Source organism: Ectothiorhodospira marina, from assembly GCF_900109495.1.
Classification (GTDB): Bacteria; Pseudomonadota; Gammaproteobacteria; order Ectothiorhodospirales; family Ectothiorhodospiraceae; genus Ectothiorhodospira; species Ectothiorhodospira marina.
On record NZ_FOAA01000009.1, the window covers coordinates 1 to 13,231 of the forward strand.

General features: G+C 61.3%; 16 protein-coding genes and 1 pseudogene. 8 read left to right on the forward strand and 9 right to left on the reverse strand.

Annotated elements, in window-relative coordinates; all coding sequences use genetic code 11:
• Positions 1-215: 215 nt before the first annotated feature.
• Together BMY52_RS08745 and BMY52_RS08750 are read right to left on the reverse strand one after the other, a co-directional pair.
• Positions 216-560, reverse strand: a complete 345-nt coding sequence (locus tag BMY52_RS08745) for a type II toxin-antitoxin system RelE/ParE family toxin (protein WP_090253519.1) — start codon at positions 558-560, stop codon at positions 216-218.
• Positions 557-799, reverse strand: coding sequence for a type II toxin-antitoxin system ParD family antitoxin (locus BMY52_RS08750; RefSeq protein ID WP_370642851.1), 243 nt, complete (start codon positions 797-799; stop codon positions 557-559). Before BMY52_RS08750 ends, BMY52_RS08745 begins: the two co-directional genes overlap by 4 nt.
• Before the next feature lie 233 nt (positions 800-1,032).
• Here BMY52_RS08750 and BMY52_RS08755 point away from each other — a divergent pair, with 233 nt between their 5' ends.
• A complete protein-coding gene (locus BMY52_RS08755; RefSeq protein WP_090253522.1) occupies positions 1,033-1,614 on the forward strand; it encodes a DJ-1/PfpI family protein in 582 nt (193 codons plus the stop codon).
• A 16-nt stretch (positions 1,615-1,630) separates the two neighbouring features.
• Here BMY52_RS08755 and BMY52_RS08760 read toward each other — a convergent pair whose 3' ends face one another.
• From BMY52_RS08760 to BMY52_RS15655, 3 genes are all read right to left on the reverse strand, one after another.
• Positions 1,631-1,801, reverse strand: a complete 171-nt coding sequence (locus tag BMY52_RS08760; protein WP_177169911.1) for a hypothetical protein — start codon at positions 1,799-1,801, stop codon at positions 1,631-1,633.
• A gap of 197 nt (positions 1,802-1,998) precedes the next feature.
• Positions 1,999-3,069: a catalase gene (locus BMY52_RS08765; RefSeq protein WP_245740734.1), complete on the reverse strand. Its 1,071-nt coding sequence runs from the start codon at positions 3,067-3,069 to the stop codon at positions 1,999-2,001.
• Positions 3,044-3,688 (reverse strand): catalase, encoded by a 645-nt coding sequence (locus tag BMY52_RS15655; protein ID WP_245740736.1) that lies wholly within the window; start codon positions 3,686-3,688, stop codon positions 3,044-3,046. The genes BMY52_RS08765 and BMY52_RS15655 overlap by 26 nt, the downstream gene beginning before the upstream one ends.
• Positions 3,689-4,039: 351 nt before the next feature.
• On the opposite strand from BMY52_RS15655, the gene BMY52_RS08770 reads away from it, so the two are divergent.
• From BMY52_RS08770 to BMY52_RS15665, 4 genes and pseudogenes are all read left to right on the forward strand, one after another.
• Positions 4,040-5,305 (forward strand): phospholipase D-like domain-containing protein, encoded by a 1,266-nt coding sequence (locus BMY52_RS08770; RefSeq protein WP_090253527.1) that lies wholly within the window; start codon positions 4,040-4,042, stop codon positions 5,303-5,305.
• A gap of 151 nt (positions 5,306-5,456) precedes the next feature.
• A complete protein-coding gene (locus tag BMY52_RS15405) occupies positions 5,457-5,630 on the forward strand; it encodes a hypothetical protein (protein ID WP_177169912.1) in 174 nt (57 codons plus the stop codon).
• 130 nt (positions 5,631-5,760) lie between these two features.
• The gene (locus BMY52_RS08775) at positions 5,761-6,261 is read left to right on the forward strand and encodes a chemotaxis protein CheB (RefSeq protein WP_245740738.1); all 501 of its coding nucleotides are present in this window, start codon (positions 5,761-5,763) and stop codon (positions 6,259-6,261) included.
• A pseudogene (locus BMY52_RS15665) lies at positions 6,143-6,762 on the forward strand (EAL domain-containing protein). The gene BMY52_RS08775 and the pseudogene BMY52_RS15665 overlap by 119 nt, the downstream one beginning before the upstream one ends.
• A gap of 6 nt (positions 6,763-6,768) precedes the next feature.
• On the opposite strand, the gene BMY52_RS08785 reads toward BMY52_RS15665, so the two are convergent.
• From BMY52_RS08785 to BMY52_RS08795, 3 genes are read right to left on the reverse strand one after another with little or no spacing between them, the layout of a single operon-like run.
• Positions 6,769-7,551: an ABC transporter ATP-binding protein gene (locus tag BMY52_RS08785; protein ID WP_090253529.1), complete on the reverse strand. Its 783-nt coding sequence runs from the start codon at positions 7,549-7,551 to the stop codon at positions 6,769-6,771.
• A complete protein-coding gene (locus BMY52_RS08790; protein ID WP_090253531.1) occupies positions 7,544-8,308 on the reverse strand; it encodes an ABC transporter permease in 765 nt (254 codons plus the stop codon). The genes BMY52_RS08785 and BMY52_RS08790 overlap by 8 nt, the downstream gene beginning before the upstream one ends.
• Positions 8,305-9,267, reverse strand: coding sequence for a substrate-binding domain-containing protein (locus BMY52_RS08795; RefSeq protein ID WP_143050454.1), 963 nt, complete (start codon positions 9,265-9,267; stop codon positions 8,305-8,307). The genes BMY52_RS08790 and BMY52_RS08795 overlap by 4 nt, the downstream gene beginning before the upstream one ends.
• 161 nt (positions 9,268-9,428) lie before the next feature.
• Here BMY52_RS08795 and BMY52_RS08800 point away from each other — a divergent pair, with 161 nt between their 5' ends.
• The 3 genes from BMY52_RS08800 to BMY52_RS08810 all read left to right on the forward strand — a co-directional run bounded on the left by BMY52_RS08800 (position 9,429) and on the right by BMY52_RS08810 (position 11,561).
• Positions 9,429-9,791, forward strand: a complete 363-nt coding sequence (locus tag BMY52_RS08800) for a hypothetical protein (RefSeq protein WP_143050455.1) — start codon at positions 9,429-9,431, stop codon at positions 9,789-9,791.
• 67 nt (positions 9,792-9,858) lie between these two features.
• Complete coding sequence (locus tag BMY52_RS08805) at positions 9,859-10,443, forward strand: methyltransferase domain-containing protein (protein WP_177169913.1); 585 nt, start codon at positions 9,859-9,861, stop codon at positions 10,441-10,443.
• Between the two features lie 128 nt (positions 10,444-10,571).
• Positions 10,572-11,561 (forward strand): SLAC1 anion channel family protein, encoded by a 990-nt coding sequence (locus BMY52_RS08810; RefSeq protein ID WP_090253539.1) that lies wholly within the window; start codon positions 10,572-10,574, stop codon positions 11,559-11,561.
• Positions 11,562-11,647: 86 nt separating this feature from the next.
• On the opposite strand, the gene ahpF is transcribed toward BMY52_RS08810, so the two are convergent.
• On the reverse strand, positions 11,648-13,204 hold the full coding sequence (gene ahpF / locus BMY52_RS08815; RefSeq protein WP_090253541.1) for an alkyl hydroperoxide reductase subunit F: 1,557 nt from the start codon (positions 13,202-13,204) through the stop codon (positions 11,648-11,650).
• Positions 13,205-13,231: the final 27 nt, after the last annotated feature.

Here is a 13,231-nt window from a genome sequence, read left to right on the forward strand (position 1 = left end):
CCGGGATGTGAATGCGGCAAGAAATCTTGCCCATTACGCCGTGAGTTCCACGGTGTCAGCCTGTGGAGAGGAAGGCGCTGGCTCAGGTCGCAAGACCGGAGTGAAACCGGCCTCTGTGAAGCAGGAAATCAGCACTGAACCGGTTTAGATGCTTCTGAAAAGGTTTGGGTAGGTATGATGGAACGGCTGGTGAGCGAGTCCGAAGTTGAGTGCGTCTATTGGCATAATATGCCAACATTGTCGGGCTCTTGCATCCACACCGGGATGTCCCTCTGGCCATGCAGCACACGCCAGACGTCGATGTGGTGCGGATGCTCAACGTAGAACACGACATGCGGGTAGCGTGTCAGCGGCCAAGCGCACAGGCCGGGCAAATTGAGTTCGTGTGCGTAGCGCGTTGAGCCCGTTGCCGGATGGCGACCGATGTGGCCGTAGGCCTTCTCCAGTGCATTGATAAAGCCGAGCGCCACAGCTTCGCTGGCCTCACTCAGGTAGTAGGCAAGAGCCTCGTCAACATCCCGGCTGGCCTGCTCACGCGGGATGACTGCCTTGGCTTTCACTCTTGAGCGCCGGCCTTGGCGCTCTTGCGCACCCGGTCACGCAGGCCTTCAAAGTAGCGGGCATCGGCTGTTGCTGCCGGGACCGAGGCTGCTCCTGCCAACAGCAGCTTCCGCAGATGCAAGCGCTCTTGATCCTTGCGAATCAACTCACGCACGTACTCGCTGCTGGTGCCATAGCCGCGCTGGCTGACCTGTTCGTCCACGAAGGACTTCAGACTGTCCGGGAGAGAGATGTTCATCGTGCTCATGAAACAAGCGTAGGTCTTTTGGCAAAATTTGGCAAGATCCGCTTCTTCGGGGCGGTGACCGATATAGTGGCTGGCCGAGGATACACCGCTTCCACAAACGGGCCGGTATGCATGCTCAAAATCTCCTTTCCTCTTCGTGCAGAGCTACTAGACTCCATCTGTGCCGGGCTATGACCGTGTAACAGTGTGCGGTTGCCTGGAGACCTGCGACGGAGGAGGCACTGATGAGCGCAAAGAAGATTCTGCTGTTGGTGGGTGACTACGGAGAGGACTACGAGATAATGGTCCCGTTCCAGGCCCTGTTGATGGTCGGGCATGCGGTGCATGCTGTTTGCCCGGATAAAAAAGCGGGAGAACAGGTGCGTACTGCCATCCATGACTTCGAGGGCGCACAGACCTACAGCGAAAAGCCGGGCCACAATTTCACCCTGAACGCCGATTTCGATGGCCTGCAGCCCGACGACTACGACGCCCTGGTGATACCGGGTGGGCGGGCGCCGGAGTATCTGCGCCTGAACGAGCGAGTGCTCGAGATCGTTCGCCACTTTGCTGCTGCCGGCAAACCGATTGCATCCATTTGCCATGGGTCACAGATCTTGAGCGCCGCGGGTGTACTGGAGGGCAGAAGCTGCTCCGCATACCCGGCCTGTGGGCCTGAAGTCACGAAGGCTGGCGGCCACTATATGGATATCGCGGTGGATGACGCACACGTGGACGGCAATCTGGTCACGGCACCCGCCTGGCCCGCGCATCCCGCTTGGCTGGCCCGCTTCCTGGAAGTCCTTGGGACGCGTATCGAACCGTGACAGCATGAGTGTGGCATCAGCCTTCGGGGCCTTGTCGTCGGCCGGATCCTGCGGGTAAAGCGGGCACGGCAACCTGCGGCACGTCCACTTCGTAACCCGCGAGCTCAAGCCGAAACTCTTTGATCGCCGGGAAGACCCGGCTGATCTCGCGAATCAGGAGGTTGGCCCCGTTCCAATCACGTTCCATGGCACGAATCTCCGAAGGTTCGATCCTGGGTGTACAGCGGCACTCGGGCGAACACGAGGGTGGCGGCCGCGGCAAGACCGATCACACCCAGAAACGCCACCAGCAGACCCTCACGCCGGAGCCTGGCAGCCCCACAAATCATCGTCGTTCTGGTGCCCATCGCGCGTCAACGATGGGCTGTTCGAAGCGCCAGCTTTTCAGACTGCTGCCGCCCCCGGTAACGCCATCAGCGACAATGCCGGAGACACGGTCACCTCCGGCGCCTTTGGATCGGCGATGGCCTTCGGCATGGCATCGGGCACCTCCATGCCCAAACCATCCACGACCTGGGTAGCCAGGGCCGGTGAGAGGTTCACCAGGGAGGACAACATCCGTTCAAGGATAGCGAGGACCTCAACCTTGCTCAGCTCAAAGCGGAATGCGGCTGCAATATGCACCTTCTCCACCGCCGTCTGACTCTCGAAGAACAAGGTGGCCTGTGCATAGTGCTCGGCGAACTTCTCCGGCTTGCCGCGAACCTTGTCATCGGCAATGGGCTCGGGGAAGGACATGAATCCGGCAGTTCCGGCCTGAAAGGGGCAGCCCCCCGCCAATGAATTGGGCTCGTAGGCCACGCGCCCACGGTGCAGGGCCTGGCGGTGCATGCCATCGCGTTGGTTGTTCTGCACGGGGGCAAGCGGTGTATTGATCGGGATCTCGTGGAAATTGGGGCCGCCGAGTCGCGTGATCTGTGTATCCGCATAGGAATGGATTCGACCGGCAAGCAAGGGATCATTGGAGAAATCGATGCCCGGGATGATGTGCGCCGTGCAGAAGGCGACCTGCTCAGTCTCCGCAAAGAAGTTGTCGGGGTTGCGGTTGAGCACCATGCGTCCGACAGGCAGGATCGGCACCAACTCCTCCGGGACGATCTCGGCCTGTTCCTCGGTGAATATCTGCAGTCCCAGTTCCCATTCCGGGAAGTCGCCCGACTCGATGGCCTCCCACAAATCACGCCGATGAAAATCCGGGTCCGCACCCGATATTTTCACCGCCTCATCCCATAGGAGGGAATGGGTTCCCTGTAGCGGCGTCCAATGGAACTTGCAGAATACCGATTGACCCTGTTCGTTGAGCAGGCGAAACGTATGCACGCCAAAGCCTTGCATCATCCGATAACTGCGCGGTATGGCACGATCCGACATCACCCACATGAGCATGTGCATGGATTCCGGCATCAGCGAGACGAAGTCCCAGAACGTATCATGCGCCGAAGCCGCTTGAGGCATCCCATGATGCGGCTCCGGTTTGAGCGCGTGAACCAGATCGGGAAATTTCATTGTACTGGGTCAGCGCACCGTAGGCCTCAAAGTACCCGTGCGCGCCAGAGCCGCGCGCATGGACGATGCGCTCCGGGATGCGCTCGTGATCGAAATGCGTGATCTTTTCCCGAAGAATGAAATCTTCAAGCAACGAGGGTCCACGCAATCCGGCCTTTAATGTGTTCTGGTTATCGGCAATGCCAACACCTTGGTTGGTCGTCAACGGCCGGTCGCTGGCATCGACCCTGACCCGGTCCAGGGAGGCGATGGTCGCGTTCGTCCCGAGCCGGGCTGCACCACCCGTCTTCTCAGTCTCGACTTCCTCGGTGGCCGTGCTGGCGGTCAAGGCGCCGGAGTCCGGCTCCACAGTCACGCCGGCAGGTGGCGCCACGGCATTGTCGTAACCGTACTCGAGCTCCTTGATGCTGTTATAGGGCATCTGGGCGACGAACTCGTCACTCGCGCGGGCCTGTTCGGCTGCGATGTCGTTGGATTCAAGCACACTGTCGCCACCCTGCCCTGCTGTGGCGGATCGATCGCCCTTGGGTTTCTGTGACGGCCGGGCCGGTCTTTTGTGCGTAGCCATGATGCGTCTCCGGCAGAGTGGGGGGATGTGGACCAGGGATGTGCCGCTGGAACCACCAATTCGTGATGGATCTTCATGCTGCCGTCGAGACTCGTCTGTGCGATAACAAACGTAGGCATGGCCCCTTAAGCCCACCTCCACCATCCGGTTCCGTCTGGCGCTCCGTGAGGTAGCGCACCGACGCGCCTGTAGTAGCCCCCCACACTGCCCCACAACCAGACGACGGGTTGCCCCTGGTCGTGCACGATCCCCGGTTCGGGCTGCGCACAGATCGACCGCCGCCTCCATCCATTGTCAGCGCCCTTGTTCCTTTGCCGGGCTGGGATGTCATTGACTGGGAGACGAATACCTATGCTCTGGATTATCACAATCACAGCGCTGGCCACCAGCCTGGTGTTGGTGTTCTTGCAGAACTTCAAGACACCCGAGAAGGCAGTGGAACGCAAAGTCGCCCATCGCCACGCGGTCTCCGATCCCCAGTTTCGACGGGAGATGTCCGTCCTGATGGGCCCGTCGATCGTGCAAGGCAATCGAGTGACCGCGCTGCAAAACGGTCAAGAGATCTTTCCGGCGATGTTGCTGGCCATTCGTTCGGCGCAGACATCGATCACCTTTGAGACGCACATCTACTGGTCAGGTGAAATGGGGGAGGCGTTCTCGCAAGCCTTTTCCGAACGCGCCCGCGCGGGCGTGCCTGTGAGCGTCATCATCGATTGGGTCGGCAGCAACAAGATGGAGCCGTCGCTGCTGGATTCCATGCAGGCTGCCGGTGTGCGGGTGCAACGATATCGACCGCTGCACTGGTACCACATCGGCCGCATGAACAACCGCACCCATCGCAAGCTGTTGGTGGTCGATGGGTGCATCGGGTTCACCGGGGGGGTGGGCATCGCGGACCAATGGACGGGTGACGGTGGCGATCCCGATCACTGGCGAGACACTCACTACCGCATTGAAGGGCCCGTGGTGGCTCAGTTGCAAGCGGCCTTCAACGACAATTGGATCAAGACCACGGGGCAGGTACTGAACGGCCCGAGCTACTTCCCGGCCCTCCAGGGGCACGGCGACATGGACGCACACGTGTTCGTTGCCTCGCCGTCCGGCGGGAGCGAGAGCATGCATCTGATGTACCTGCTTGCCATCGCGGCGTCTGAAGTGACGATCGACCTGGCAGCATCCTATTTCGTGCCCGACAGGCTATTGATCCGGGCCCTGATTGCGGCACGTGGTCGCAACGTGCGCGTTCGCATCCTGTTGCCTGGCCCGCACATTGATGCGTTCACGGTCAAGATCGCCTCCAAGGCGGATTGGGGCGAGCTTCTGCACGCAGGTGCCGAGATCCATGTCTATCAGCCGACCATGCTGCATACCAAGCTGCTGATCATCGATGCCGAGTTTGTCTCCGTGGGTTCAACCAATTTCGACATGCGTTCGATTCGGCTCAATGACGAAGCGAGTCTTAATATATACAGCACCGCCTTCGCCACCCAGACGACGGCGGTATTCGAGGACGACCTACTGAGGGCTGAGCCGTATTCCCTGGCCTACTGGCAGCGCCGTTCATGGCGCGAAAAGGTATCCGAAAGGATACTCCTGCCCATCAGATCACAGCTTTGATATAAGACCCCGGCAAAGTGACTCGGCATATGTTGGACAACGCACAGACCCGAACTCGAGCCGCCATTACCGTGAGAACCACATCCTGCGTCTACATGACTTCATGTCAAGAGGCAGGATCCCGATAAAACAATGGCCTGGAGATCAGTTCATGAACAGAAATGAGGGCAACTCCCGAGTAAACGAATCCAGGGAAAAGAAGGTTACCAGCAAGGTGATCCGCGACGAAGGCAAGGGGCACAAGGGAAAGGACGAGAAGCATGGCGACAAGAAAGGGGCCGTACTGGGAGAGATCAACAGCGACTCCAAGAGGGACACGAAATAAACGATGAATAAAACGGCAGATCCGATGCTGATTATGATTGGGCCCTCCGCTGGTGGCATGGCGGCACTGAAGGCACTGGTCGCGCAATTTCAGGAGGATTTTCCGGCTCCCCATCTTTATCGTCAGCCACATGAGCGCAGATACCACCGGAGAAGGGCTTGTGAAGGTCTTGAATGCAAGCGGCGGCCTGACGTGTGTACATGCGCACGATCAACAGCCCTTCGAACGTGGTCATATTTATCTGGCGCCCTCCGATCAACACATGCTGATCGTGAAAGGAAAGATACTCATCACCAAAGGCGCCCGGGAAAACCGTTCCCGCCCGGCCATTGATCCCTTGTTCCGTTCCGCAGCAGTGGCCTATGGCAACCGGGTCATAGGCATCATTCTCACAGGCTACCTGGATGATGGCACCAGCGGCATGATGGCCATTAAACGATGCGGAGGCGTCTGCATTGCCCAAGATCCCGCGAATGCCTCTTCTCCGGACATGCCGCGATCGGTCATAGCGAATGTTGAAGCGGATCATTGTTTACCGATCGCCCAGATGGGGGCACTGTTATCCGATTCGCGACTGGAAGGCCCGGGGTGTGCCAACCGTGCCCGTGGCGGTCAACCTGTCAGCACGTGAGTTTCGGGAGCCCGGCGTTGTCGAACGCATCCTGGGCGTGTTGGCGGATACGGGTCTGGACGCCCGTGCTCTGGAAATCGAGATTACCGAGAGCGCGGCCATGAGTTCCATCGAACAGACCATAGGCACCCTCACCGACCTCAATGCCCATGGGGTGCGCGTGTCCATTGACGACTTTGGTACCGCCTACTCTTCCTTGAACACCTCAAGCGCCTGCCGGTGTACGCCATCAAGATTGATCGCTCCTTCGTCTCCGATATGGAGGAAGACCCTGCCCATCATCCCGAGGATGCCGCCATCATTCGGGCGATCATCGGCCTGGGCGAGACCCTGGGCATGAGGGTCATCGCCGAGGGCATCGAGAACACGGTACAGCGGGATTTCTTGCTGGATCATGGCTGCGTGAAGGGACAGGGCTATCTGTTCAGCCGTCCGTTGCCGGCCGAGGAGGTGGAGAAATTGTTGTTGCATTCAAACCCCCTGGATCTGGACGATTCCTGACCTCCATCAAACAGTGGAACAGAGGGCCGAGGGATGCCCGCCGCGGATGGCCTCCAGCACCCGCTCCTCGAAGCGGGCCACCAGCCCCGGTGGACGCCGTCCCTGTTTACCGGAGGCGGGATTGCGCAGTTCCGCCAGAGGACGGCCCGGGGTTCGACCCATCACCAACACCCGGTCACAGAGATGGGCCACCTCGCGCACGTCGTGGCTGACGAAGATCACTCCCAAGTCCAGGGCCCGCACTCGGGTACGCACCAACTCCAGCAGATCGGTACGGGTAAAATAATCCAGGCTGGAGAAGGGTTCGTCCATGAGCAGCAAGTCCGGTTGCATGGCCAGGGCCCGGGCAATGCCCACCCGCTGACGCATCCCACCGGAGAGTCGGGCCGGATACTGCTCCTCCGCTCCCTCCAGGCCCACGGCATGAAGTGCCTCCAGGGCCCGCACCCTATCGCGACGCCGCAGCACCAGTTCCACGTTACGCCGCGCCGTCAGCCAGGGCAGCAGGTTCGGGTCCTGAAATACCATCCCCAGACGGCGATCATCCCGCCGGATCACCCCCTCATCCGGGTGTTCGCGCCCGGCCACCAGACGCAGCAGCGTGGACTTGCCGCAGCCGCTGGCACCACAGATCCCCACCACCTCGCCGCGACGCACCACAAGATCCACCCCCTGAACCCCCTGACCACCGGGAAAGATCCGGGTCACCCCCTCCAGCGTTAGCAGGACCGGGGCGTCGGAGGGTCCGTCCTCGCAGGAACAGCGGAATTCGGTCTGCAGGTCACTCATGACGTAAGCGCCTCTCGATGCGGTGCCGCACCGGGTCGATGAGCAGGTATTCCAGGGCCAGCCCCAGCAACACGATCCAGAGGATGGTGGCGTAGACGTCGTCGATGGCTCCGTAGAGATAGCCGCCCCAGAGGGACTGCCCCAGGCCGGCATCGCTGGAAAAGGCCTCGGCCATGATGACACTGCGCCAGGCCACCGACAGAGCGCTGGAAGCGGCTCCTGTGAGGGTGAGGGCCAGGTGGGGGAGAAAAATGTACCACACCCGCGTCCAGCGGGAGAGACGGTAGACATGGGCCATGTCCAGCAGCCCCTGGTCCACCTGGGAGATGCCATGAGCGGTGGCCATGTAGACCAGCGGCAAGGCCATGCTCACCCCCACCAGCACAGGGGGGCCAGACCCGATCCCCAGCCAAAGCACCGCCAGCACCAGCCAGGCGATGTGGGGCGCGGCCTCCACCACCACCACCACCGGATGCAGGGCCCGCCCCAGGGCGGGCCAGCGCCCGACACCGAGCCCAAGCAACACCCCGCCCAGCAGGGAGAGGAAGAAGGCCAGCAGCACATTGCGCAGAGTGACCGCACTGTCAACCCACAGCGCCCCGTCACCCAGTAGGGTAACGAGGCGATCGGTCACGGCCCAGGGAGTGGGCAGGATGGCAGCGGGCAATTGCAGGCTAGCCAGGCTCCAGAGGAGCAGCAGCCCCGCCAGTCCCGCTGCCGGAGGCGCCAGACGCCTCCAGGAAAAAGAAAGGCTCATCGGTTGAACAATGCCTCTGGCGCCCGGATCCCGAAGACTGAATCCAGATAGCCTTCCATGGACTCGCGTTGCTCAAGGGGAGACCGGAGGTCCCACCGCACTCGCTTCCCGGCCAGCATGTCCTGCAGGGCCACCGCTTCCACGGGCATATTGAAAAACTCCCTGAACCCCCGGGCAGCAATGCGGGCCGCCTCGGCGTGATGCGCCGGATCTTCCAGCCACTGCGTGACCTGCTCCAGGGCTTGCACCAGGGCCTGCCGATCCTCGGGGGGCACATCGTCATGGACCTGCCACAAGGCCCCCAGGGGGATCTCCCCTCCCAGGGCCTTGGCCGGGTCCAGCCCCACACGCCAGCGCTGCTCCCAGTCTTGTTCCTCCTGCAGATGCAGCATCAGGCTTACCAGCGGCTCCGGAGCGGCCACCGCCGCCGGGGCTCGGTCGTGGGTGCGCATCTGCGCCATCAGGGCCATGCCGCCGCCACTGCTGCCGAAACGGGCCTCGACCCCCTGCCGCACCAGTGCCTGTTCAGTGACGATATGCGGTGGTGTGGACAGCCCCGGGGCCACCAGCACACGCTGCCCATCCAGCCCCGCCAGGTCATCCGTTTGCTCAGGCACCAGCAGATAAATGCCCTGCCATACCCAGGGACCCACCAGTTGCAGATCCTGCAGTCCGCCCTGCAGGAAGCGCACGCCCCCCACGAGATTGAAGAAGGCGAAATCCATGCGACGCCCCACCATCATGGCGCGCATGGCCGAAGGGTCTCCCGCCGGGTTGGCCACCAGTTCCAGTGTGTGCTCCGGCAGGAAGCGCTCCCTGTACTCGGCCAGGACAAAGACCGGCAAGGCGTTGGGATCGGGTGGCATGGCCAACCGGATGGGATCCTTCGCCAGGGCCGGCGTGAATCCACCCAACAGCAACAGCAACAGCGCCATTCCCATCCATCGTAGGGCACGCATGATCAGCACTCCATCATTTGCTTATATTCGGATGAGAATGATAACGCTTTTCAAAGCAACGTCAAACCGTGTCCGGCAAAAGGCCCCCTTCTGTCCCATGCTGGCAAGCGCTAGGATGGTAGCGACTGACAGCCATTTTCCCATGACAGGATATAGACCCCTTGAACACTTGGATGATCCTCACCGCCGGTGCTGCATCCCTTCTCTGTATCGGGATCGGCCTGATCGGTGCCAAGCTGCGCTCAGACTTTGAACAGCACACACGCGGCGACACGCCCCTGAGCGACGAGGAACGCCACCAGTCTCCCCTGTGGAGCCTGCGGCGATTTCGCGAAGGCCGACTGGAGCGCCTGGTGCATCGCATGCCAAAGGTGGAGGTCGCATTGCTGGCGCTGACCTTCATCCTCTGGTGGGCCGCCTCTGGCCCCATTATCGCGTTCGTTGTGACCTTTCTGGTCATCATCGTCCGTCCCACACTGGCCAACTGGCTGGGCCTGCATCATTCAGGTCAGGGAGAGCTCTAGAGGAGACAGCCCCATCTATCGTGAACCCGAAGAGGCCTGCACCAGCGGATTGATGCAGGATGAACGCATGGAGACCATTGTCCGGCACATCCTGAGCAGTGGCGCCCGTCGGGTGCTGGACCTGGGGTGTGGCGAGGGCGAACTGCTGCTGAGACTGGCTGGACAGGATCCGCTTGAGTTGCTCATGGGCCTGGACATCGATGCGGCATGCGTGGACACGGCCCGCCAGGCCCTGGAGGGCCGTACCGCCCAGATCGGGCCTCACGTGGAGGTGCGTCAGGGCTCCTTTACCGAACCGGATACCTCATTGCAGGGCTTTGACATTGCCACCCTCATTGAGACCATCGAGCATATCGCCCCCCGCCACTTGTCCCGACTGGAAGACGCGGTGTTTCGATCCATGCGACCAGGCAAGGTGCTGGTGACCACGCCCAATCAGGAGTACAACGCGCTCTACGGGCTCGCTCCCGGCGAGATGCGTCATCCTGGACATTTTTTTGAATGGACACGGGCGCGCTTTCGCAAATGGGGCTGGGGCGTGGCCTCTCGGCATGGGTATCGGGTGCGTTTTTTGGATCTGGGGCCCCTGGATCCGGCCCGTGGGGGATCCACTCAGATGGCACGGTTCACCCTGGAAAGGGGGCGTATTTGAATCCACCCCCACTGGCCATTTTGCGGGGCATCATTTGTCTATCAGCATTTTCTTATTTATAGTGCGGGGCCAGAACCGGGCCCGGGATCATTGCGACAGGGCCCTCATCCCAATAGGAGTCCCGCACCATGGAATCCAGTTCGAGCCAAACCCCTAAAACCCCCGGCCCCAGCCACTGGCTGATGCACGTGCCCATCCCCCTGTTCGCCATGGTCATGGGTATCACGGGCCTGGGGCTGGCCTGGCGCAAGGCTCATCATGTCCTCGGGCTGCCGGCGGTGATTGGTGAGACGCTGCTGGTCCTCGGCGCAACCCTCTTCGTCGGTATCACCCTGCTCTACATCACCAAAGCCATGCGACACTTTGATGAAGTACAGGCGGAGTTCAGGCACCCCATCCGCGTGAACTTCTTCCCCACCTTCAGCATCTCTTTGCTGCTGCTGGGCATCGCGGCGCTGGAGCACTGGCCAGCGTTGTCGTTGGTGCTCTGGGCGGTGGGCACCACGCTGCATTTCATAGGGACGGTCTACGTGATGGGCCGCTGGATCCATCACTCCCATGAGATCAACATGATCAACCCGGCTTGGTTCATCCCCGTGGTGGGCAACCTGCTGGTACCGGTGGGCGGCGTACCCCTGGGGTTCGTGGAGACCTCCTGGTTCTTCTTCTCCATCGGCATGATCTTTTGGGTGATCCTGTTCACGATCGTTTTCTATCGCATCGTCTTCCACAATCCGCTGCCCGCCAAATTCCTGCCCACCCTGTTCATCCTCATCGCCCCACCCGCTGTGGGCATGATCGGTTATATGGGTCTGATGGGGCATGAGGTGGACATGCTGGCAAGAATGCTGGTCTATGTGGGGCTGTTCATCACGGTGCTCAACGTCAGCCTGGCGTCGCAGTTCCTGAAAGTGCCCTTCTTCGTTTCCTGGTGGGCCTATACCTTCCCCCTGGCAGCCATGTCCATTGCCACCCTCGAATATCTGGATGTGATGAAGGGCATTGGCCTCACCCTGGTCGCCGGGGCGGTCCTCACCCTCACCACCTTTGTGATCCTGGCGGTGCTGGTACGCACCACAGCGGCGCTGCTGACCGGGAAACTCTTTGTGCCTGATTAACCCCGAGTCGTGTTGAAAGACATAGCCCCTCTCCCCCTTGGGGAGAGGGGTTGGGGTGAGGGGAGAGGCCTCTCCCCTCCTTCACATCAGTGTCGAATCAGATAATCAAACGCCCCCAGTGCCGCCCGGGCGCCCTCGCCCACCGCGATCACGATCTGCTTGTAGGGCACCGTGGTCACGTCACCCGCCGCAAACACCCCCGGGATCGATGTCATACCGTGGGCGTCGGTGACAATCTCTCCCCGACCGCTGAGTTCCAGGCCGGACTCACGCAGCCACTCGGTGTTCGGCACCAGGCCGATCTGCACGAAGATGCCTTCCAGATCGAGGCGCTTGATCTCATCGGTATCCCGGTCTTTGTAGGTCAGGCCATTCACCTTGTTGCCATCCCCGTTCACCTCGGTGCTCTGGGCGTGGGTGATGATGTCCACATTGGGCAGACTGCGCAGCTTCTTTTGCAGCACTGCATCGGCCCGCAGTTCTGTCATGAACTCCACCAGGGTCACATGGGCCACCACGCCGGCCAGGTCGATGGCCGCCTCCACACCGGAGTTGCCGCCGCCGATCACGGCCACGCGCTTACCCTTGTACAGTGGGCCATCACAGTGGGGGCAGTAGGCCACACCCTTGTTGCGATATTCCTGCTCGCCGGGCACGTTCATCTCACGCCAGCGGGCACCGGTGGCCAGTACCACGGTCTTGCTCTTCAGGCGGGCACCGGACTCGAACTCCACCTCGTGCAGGCCATTCTCGCCCTTGGCAGGCACCAGCTTCACCGCCCGCTGCAGGTTCATGATGTCCACATCGTATTCCTTCACATGCTCTTCCAGGGCCGCGGCCAGCTTGGGACCCTCGGTGTGCGGCACGGAGATGAAGTTCTCGATGGACATCGTATCCAGCACCTGCCCCCCGAAACGCTCCGCCACCACACCGGTGCGGATGCCCTTGCGTGCCGCATAGATGGCCGATGAGGCCCCGGCGGGGCCACCGCCCACCACCAGCACGTCGAAGGCGGACATGGCATTGAGCTTCTCGGCATCGCGGGCGGATGCGTTGGTATCCACCTTGGCCAGGATCTGCTCCAGGGTCATGCGGCCCTGGTCAAAGGGCTGGCCATTGAGGTAGACGCTGGGCACGGACATGATCTCGCGCGCCTCCACTTCCTCCTGGAACAGGGCACCGTCGATGGCCACGTGATGAATGTTCGGGTTGAGCAGGGCCATCACGTTCAGGGACTGCACCACGTCCGGGCAGTTCTGGCAGGACAGGGAGTAATAGGTCTCAAAGCGCAGTTCACCTTCCAATGCGCGGATCTGCCCCACCACCTCTTCGCTGGCCTTGGGTGGGTGACCACCCACCTGCAGCAGGGCCAGCACCAGGGAGGTGAACTCATGGCCCATGGGGATGCCGGCGAAGACGATGCCGGTGTCTTCACCCGGTCGATTGATGGCAAAGGAGGGCGCGCGGCCATCCTGGCCATCGGTGCGCAGGGTGATCTTGTCGGTGAGACTGGTAACGTCCTCCAGCAACCCCTTCAGTTCCCGTGATTTGTCGCCATCATTCAGGGTGGCAACAATCTCCAGGGGCTGGCTCACCTTTTCCAGGTAGGCTTTCAGTTGTGTCTTGAGATTTGCGTCCAGCATGCCGGTGATACCTCAGTAATGGTGTCC

Coding starts and splice junctions, on each gene's coding strand:
- BMY52_RS08805 (WP_177169913.1), top strand. CDS start 9,859: ATGGAGACCATTGTCCGGCACATCCTGAGCAGTGGCGCCCGTCGGGTG.
- BMY52_RS08775 (WP_245740738.1), top strand. CDS start 5,761: ATGAGCGCAGATACCACCGGAGAAGGGCTTGTGAAGGTCTTGAATGCA.
- BMY52_RS08785 (WP_090253529.1), bottom strand. CDS start 7,551: ATGAGTGACCTGCAGACCGAATTCCGCTGTTCCTGCGAGGACGGACCC.
- BMY52_RS08790 (WP_090253531.1), bottom strand. CDS start 8,308: ATGAGCCTTTCTTTTTCCTGGAGGCGTCTGGCGCCTCCGGCAGCGGGA.
- BMY52_RS08750 (WP_370642851.1), bottom strand. CDS start 799: ATGAACATCTCTCTCCCGGACAGTCTGAAGTCCTTCGTGGACGAACAG.
- BMY52_RS08755 (WP_090253522.1), top strand. CDS start 1,033: ATGAGCGCAAAGAAGATTCTGCTGTTGGTGGGTGACTACGGAGAGGAC.
- BMY52_RS15405 (WP_177169912.1), top strand. CDS start 5,457: ATGAACAGAAATGAGGGCAACTCCCGAGTAAACGAATCCAGGGAAAAG.
- BMY52_RS08765 (WP_245740734.1), bottom strand. CDS start 3,069: ATGCCTCAAGCGGCTTCGGCGCATGATACGTTCTGGGACTTCGTCTCG.
- BMY52_RS08770 (WP_090253527.1), top strand. CDS start 4,040: ATGCTCTGGATTATCACAATCACAGCGCTGGCCACCAGCCTGGTGTTG.
- BMY52_RS08760 (WP_177169911.1), bottom strand. CDS start 1,801: ATGGAACGTGATTGGAACGGGGCCAACCTCCTGATTCGCGAGATCAGC.
- BMY52_RS08795 (WP_143050454.1), bottom strand. CDS start 9,267: ATGCGTGCCCTACGATGGATGGGAATGGCGCTGTTGCTGTTGCTGTTG.
- BMY52_RS15655 (WP_245740736.1), bottom strand. CDS start 3,688: ATGGCTACGCACAAAAGACCGGCCCGGCCGTCACAGAAACCCAAGGGC.
- BMY52_RS08810 (WP_090253539.1), top strand. CDS start 10,572: ATGGAATCCAGTTCGAGCCAAACCCCTAAAACCCCCGGCCCCAGCCAC.
- ahpF (WP_090253541.1), bottom strand. CDS start 13,204: ATGCTGGACGCAAATCTCAAGACACAACTGAAAGCCTACCTGGAAAAG.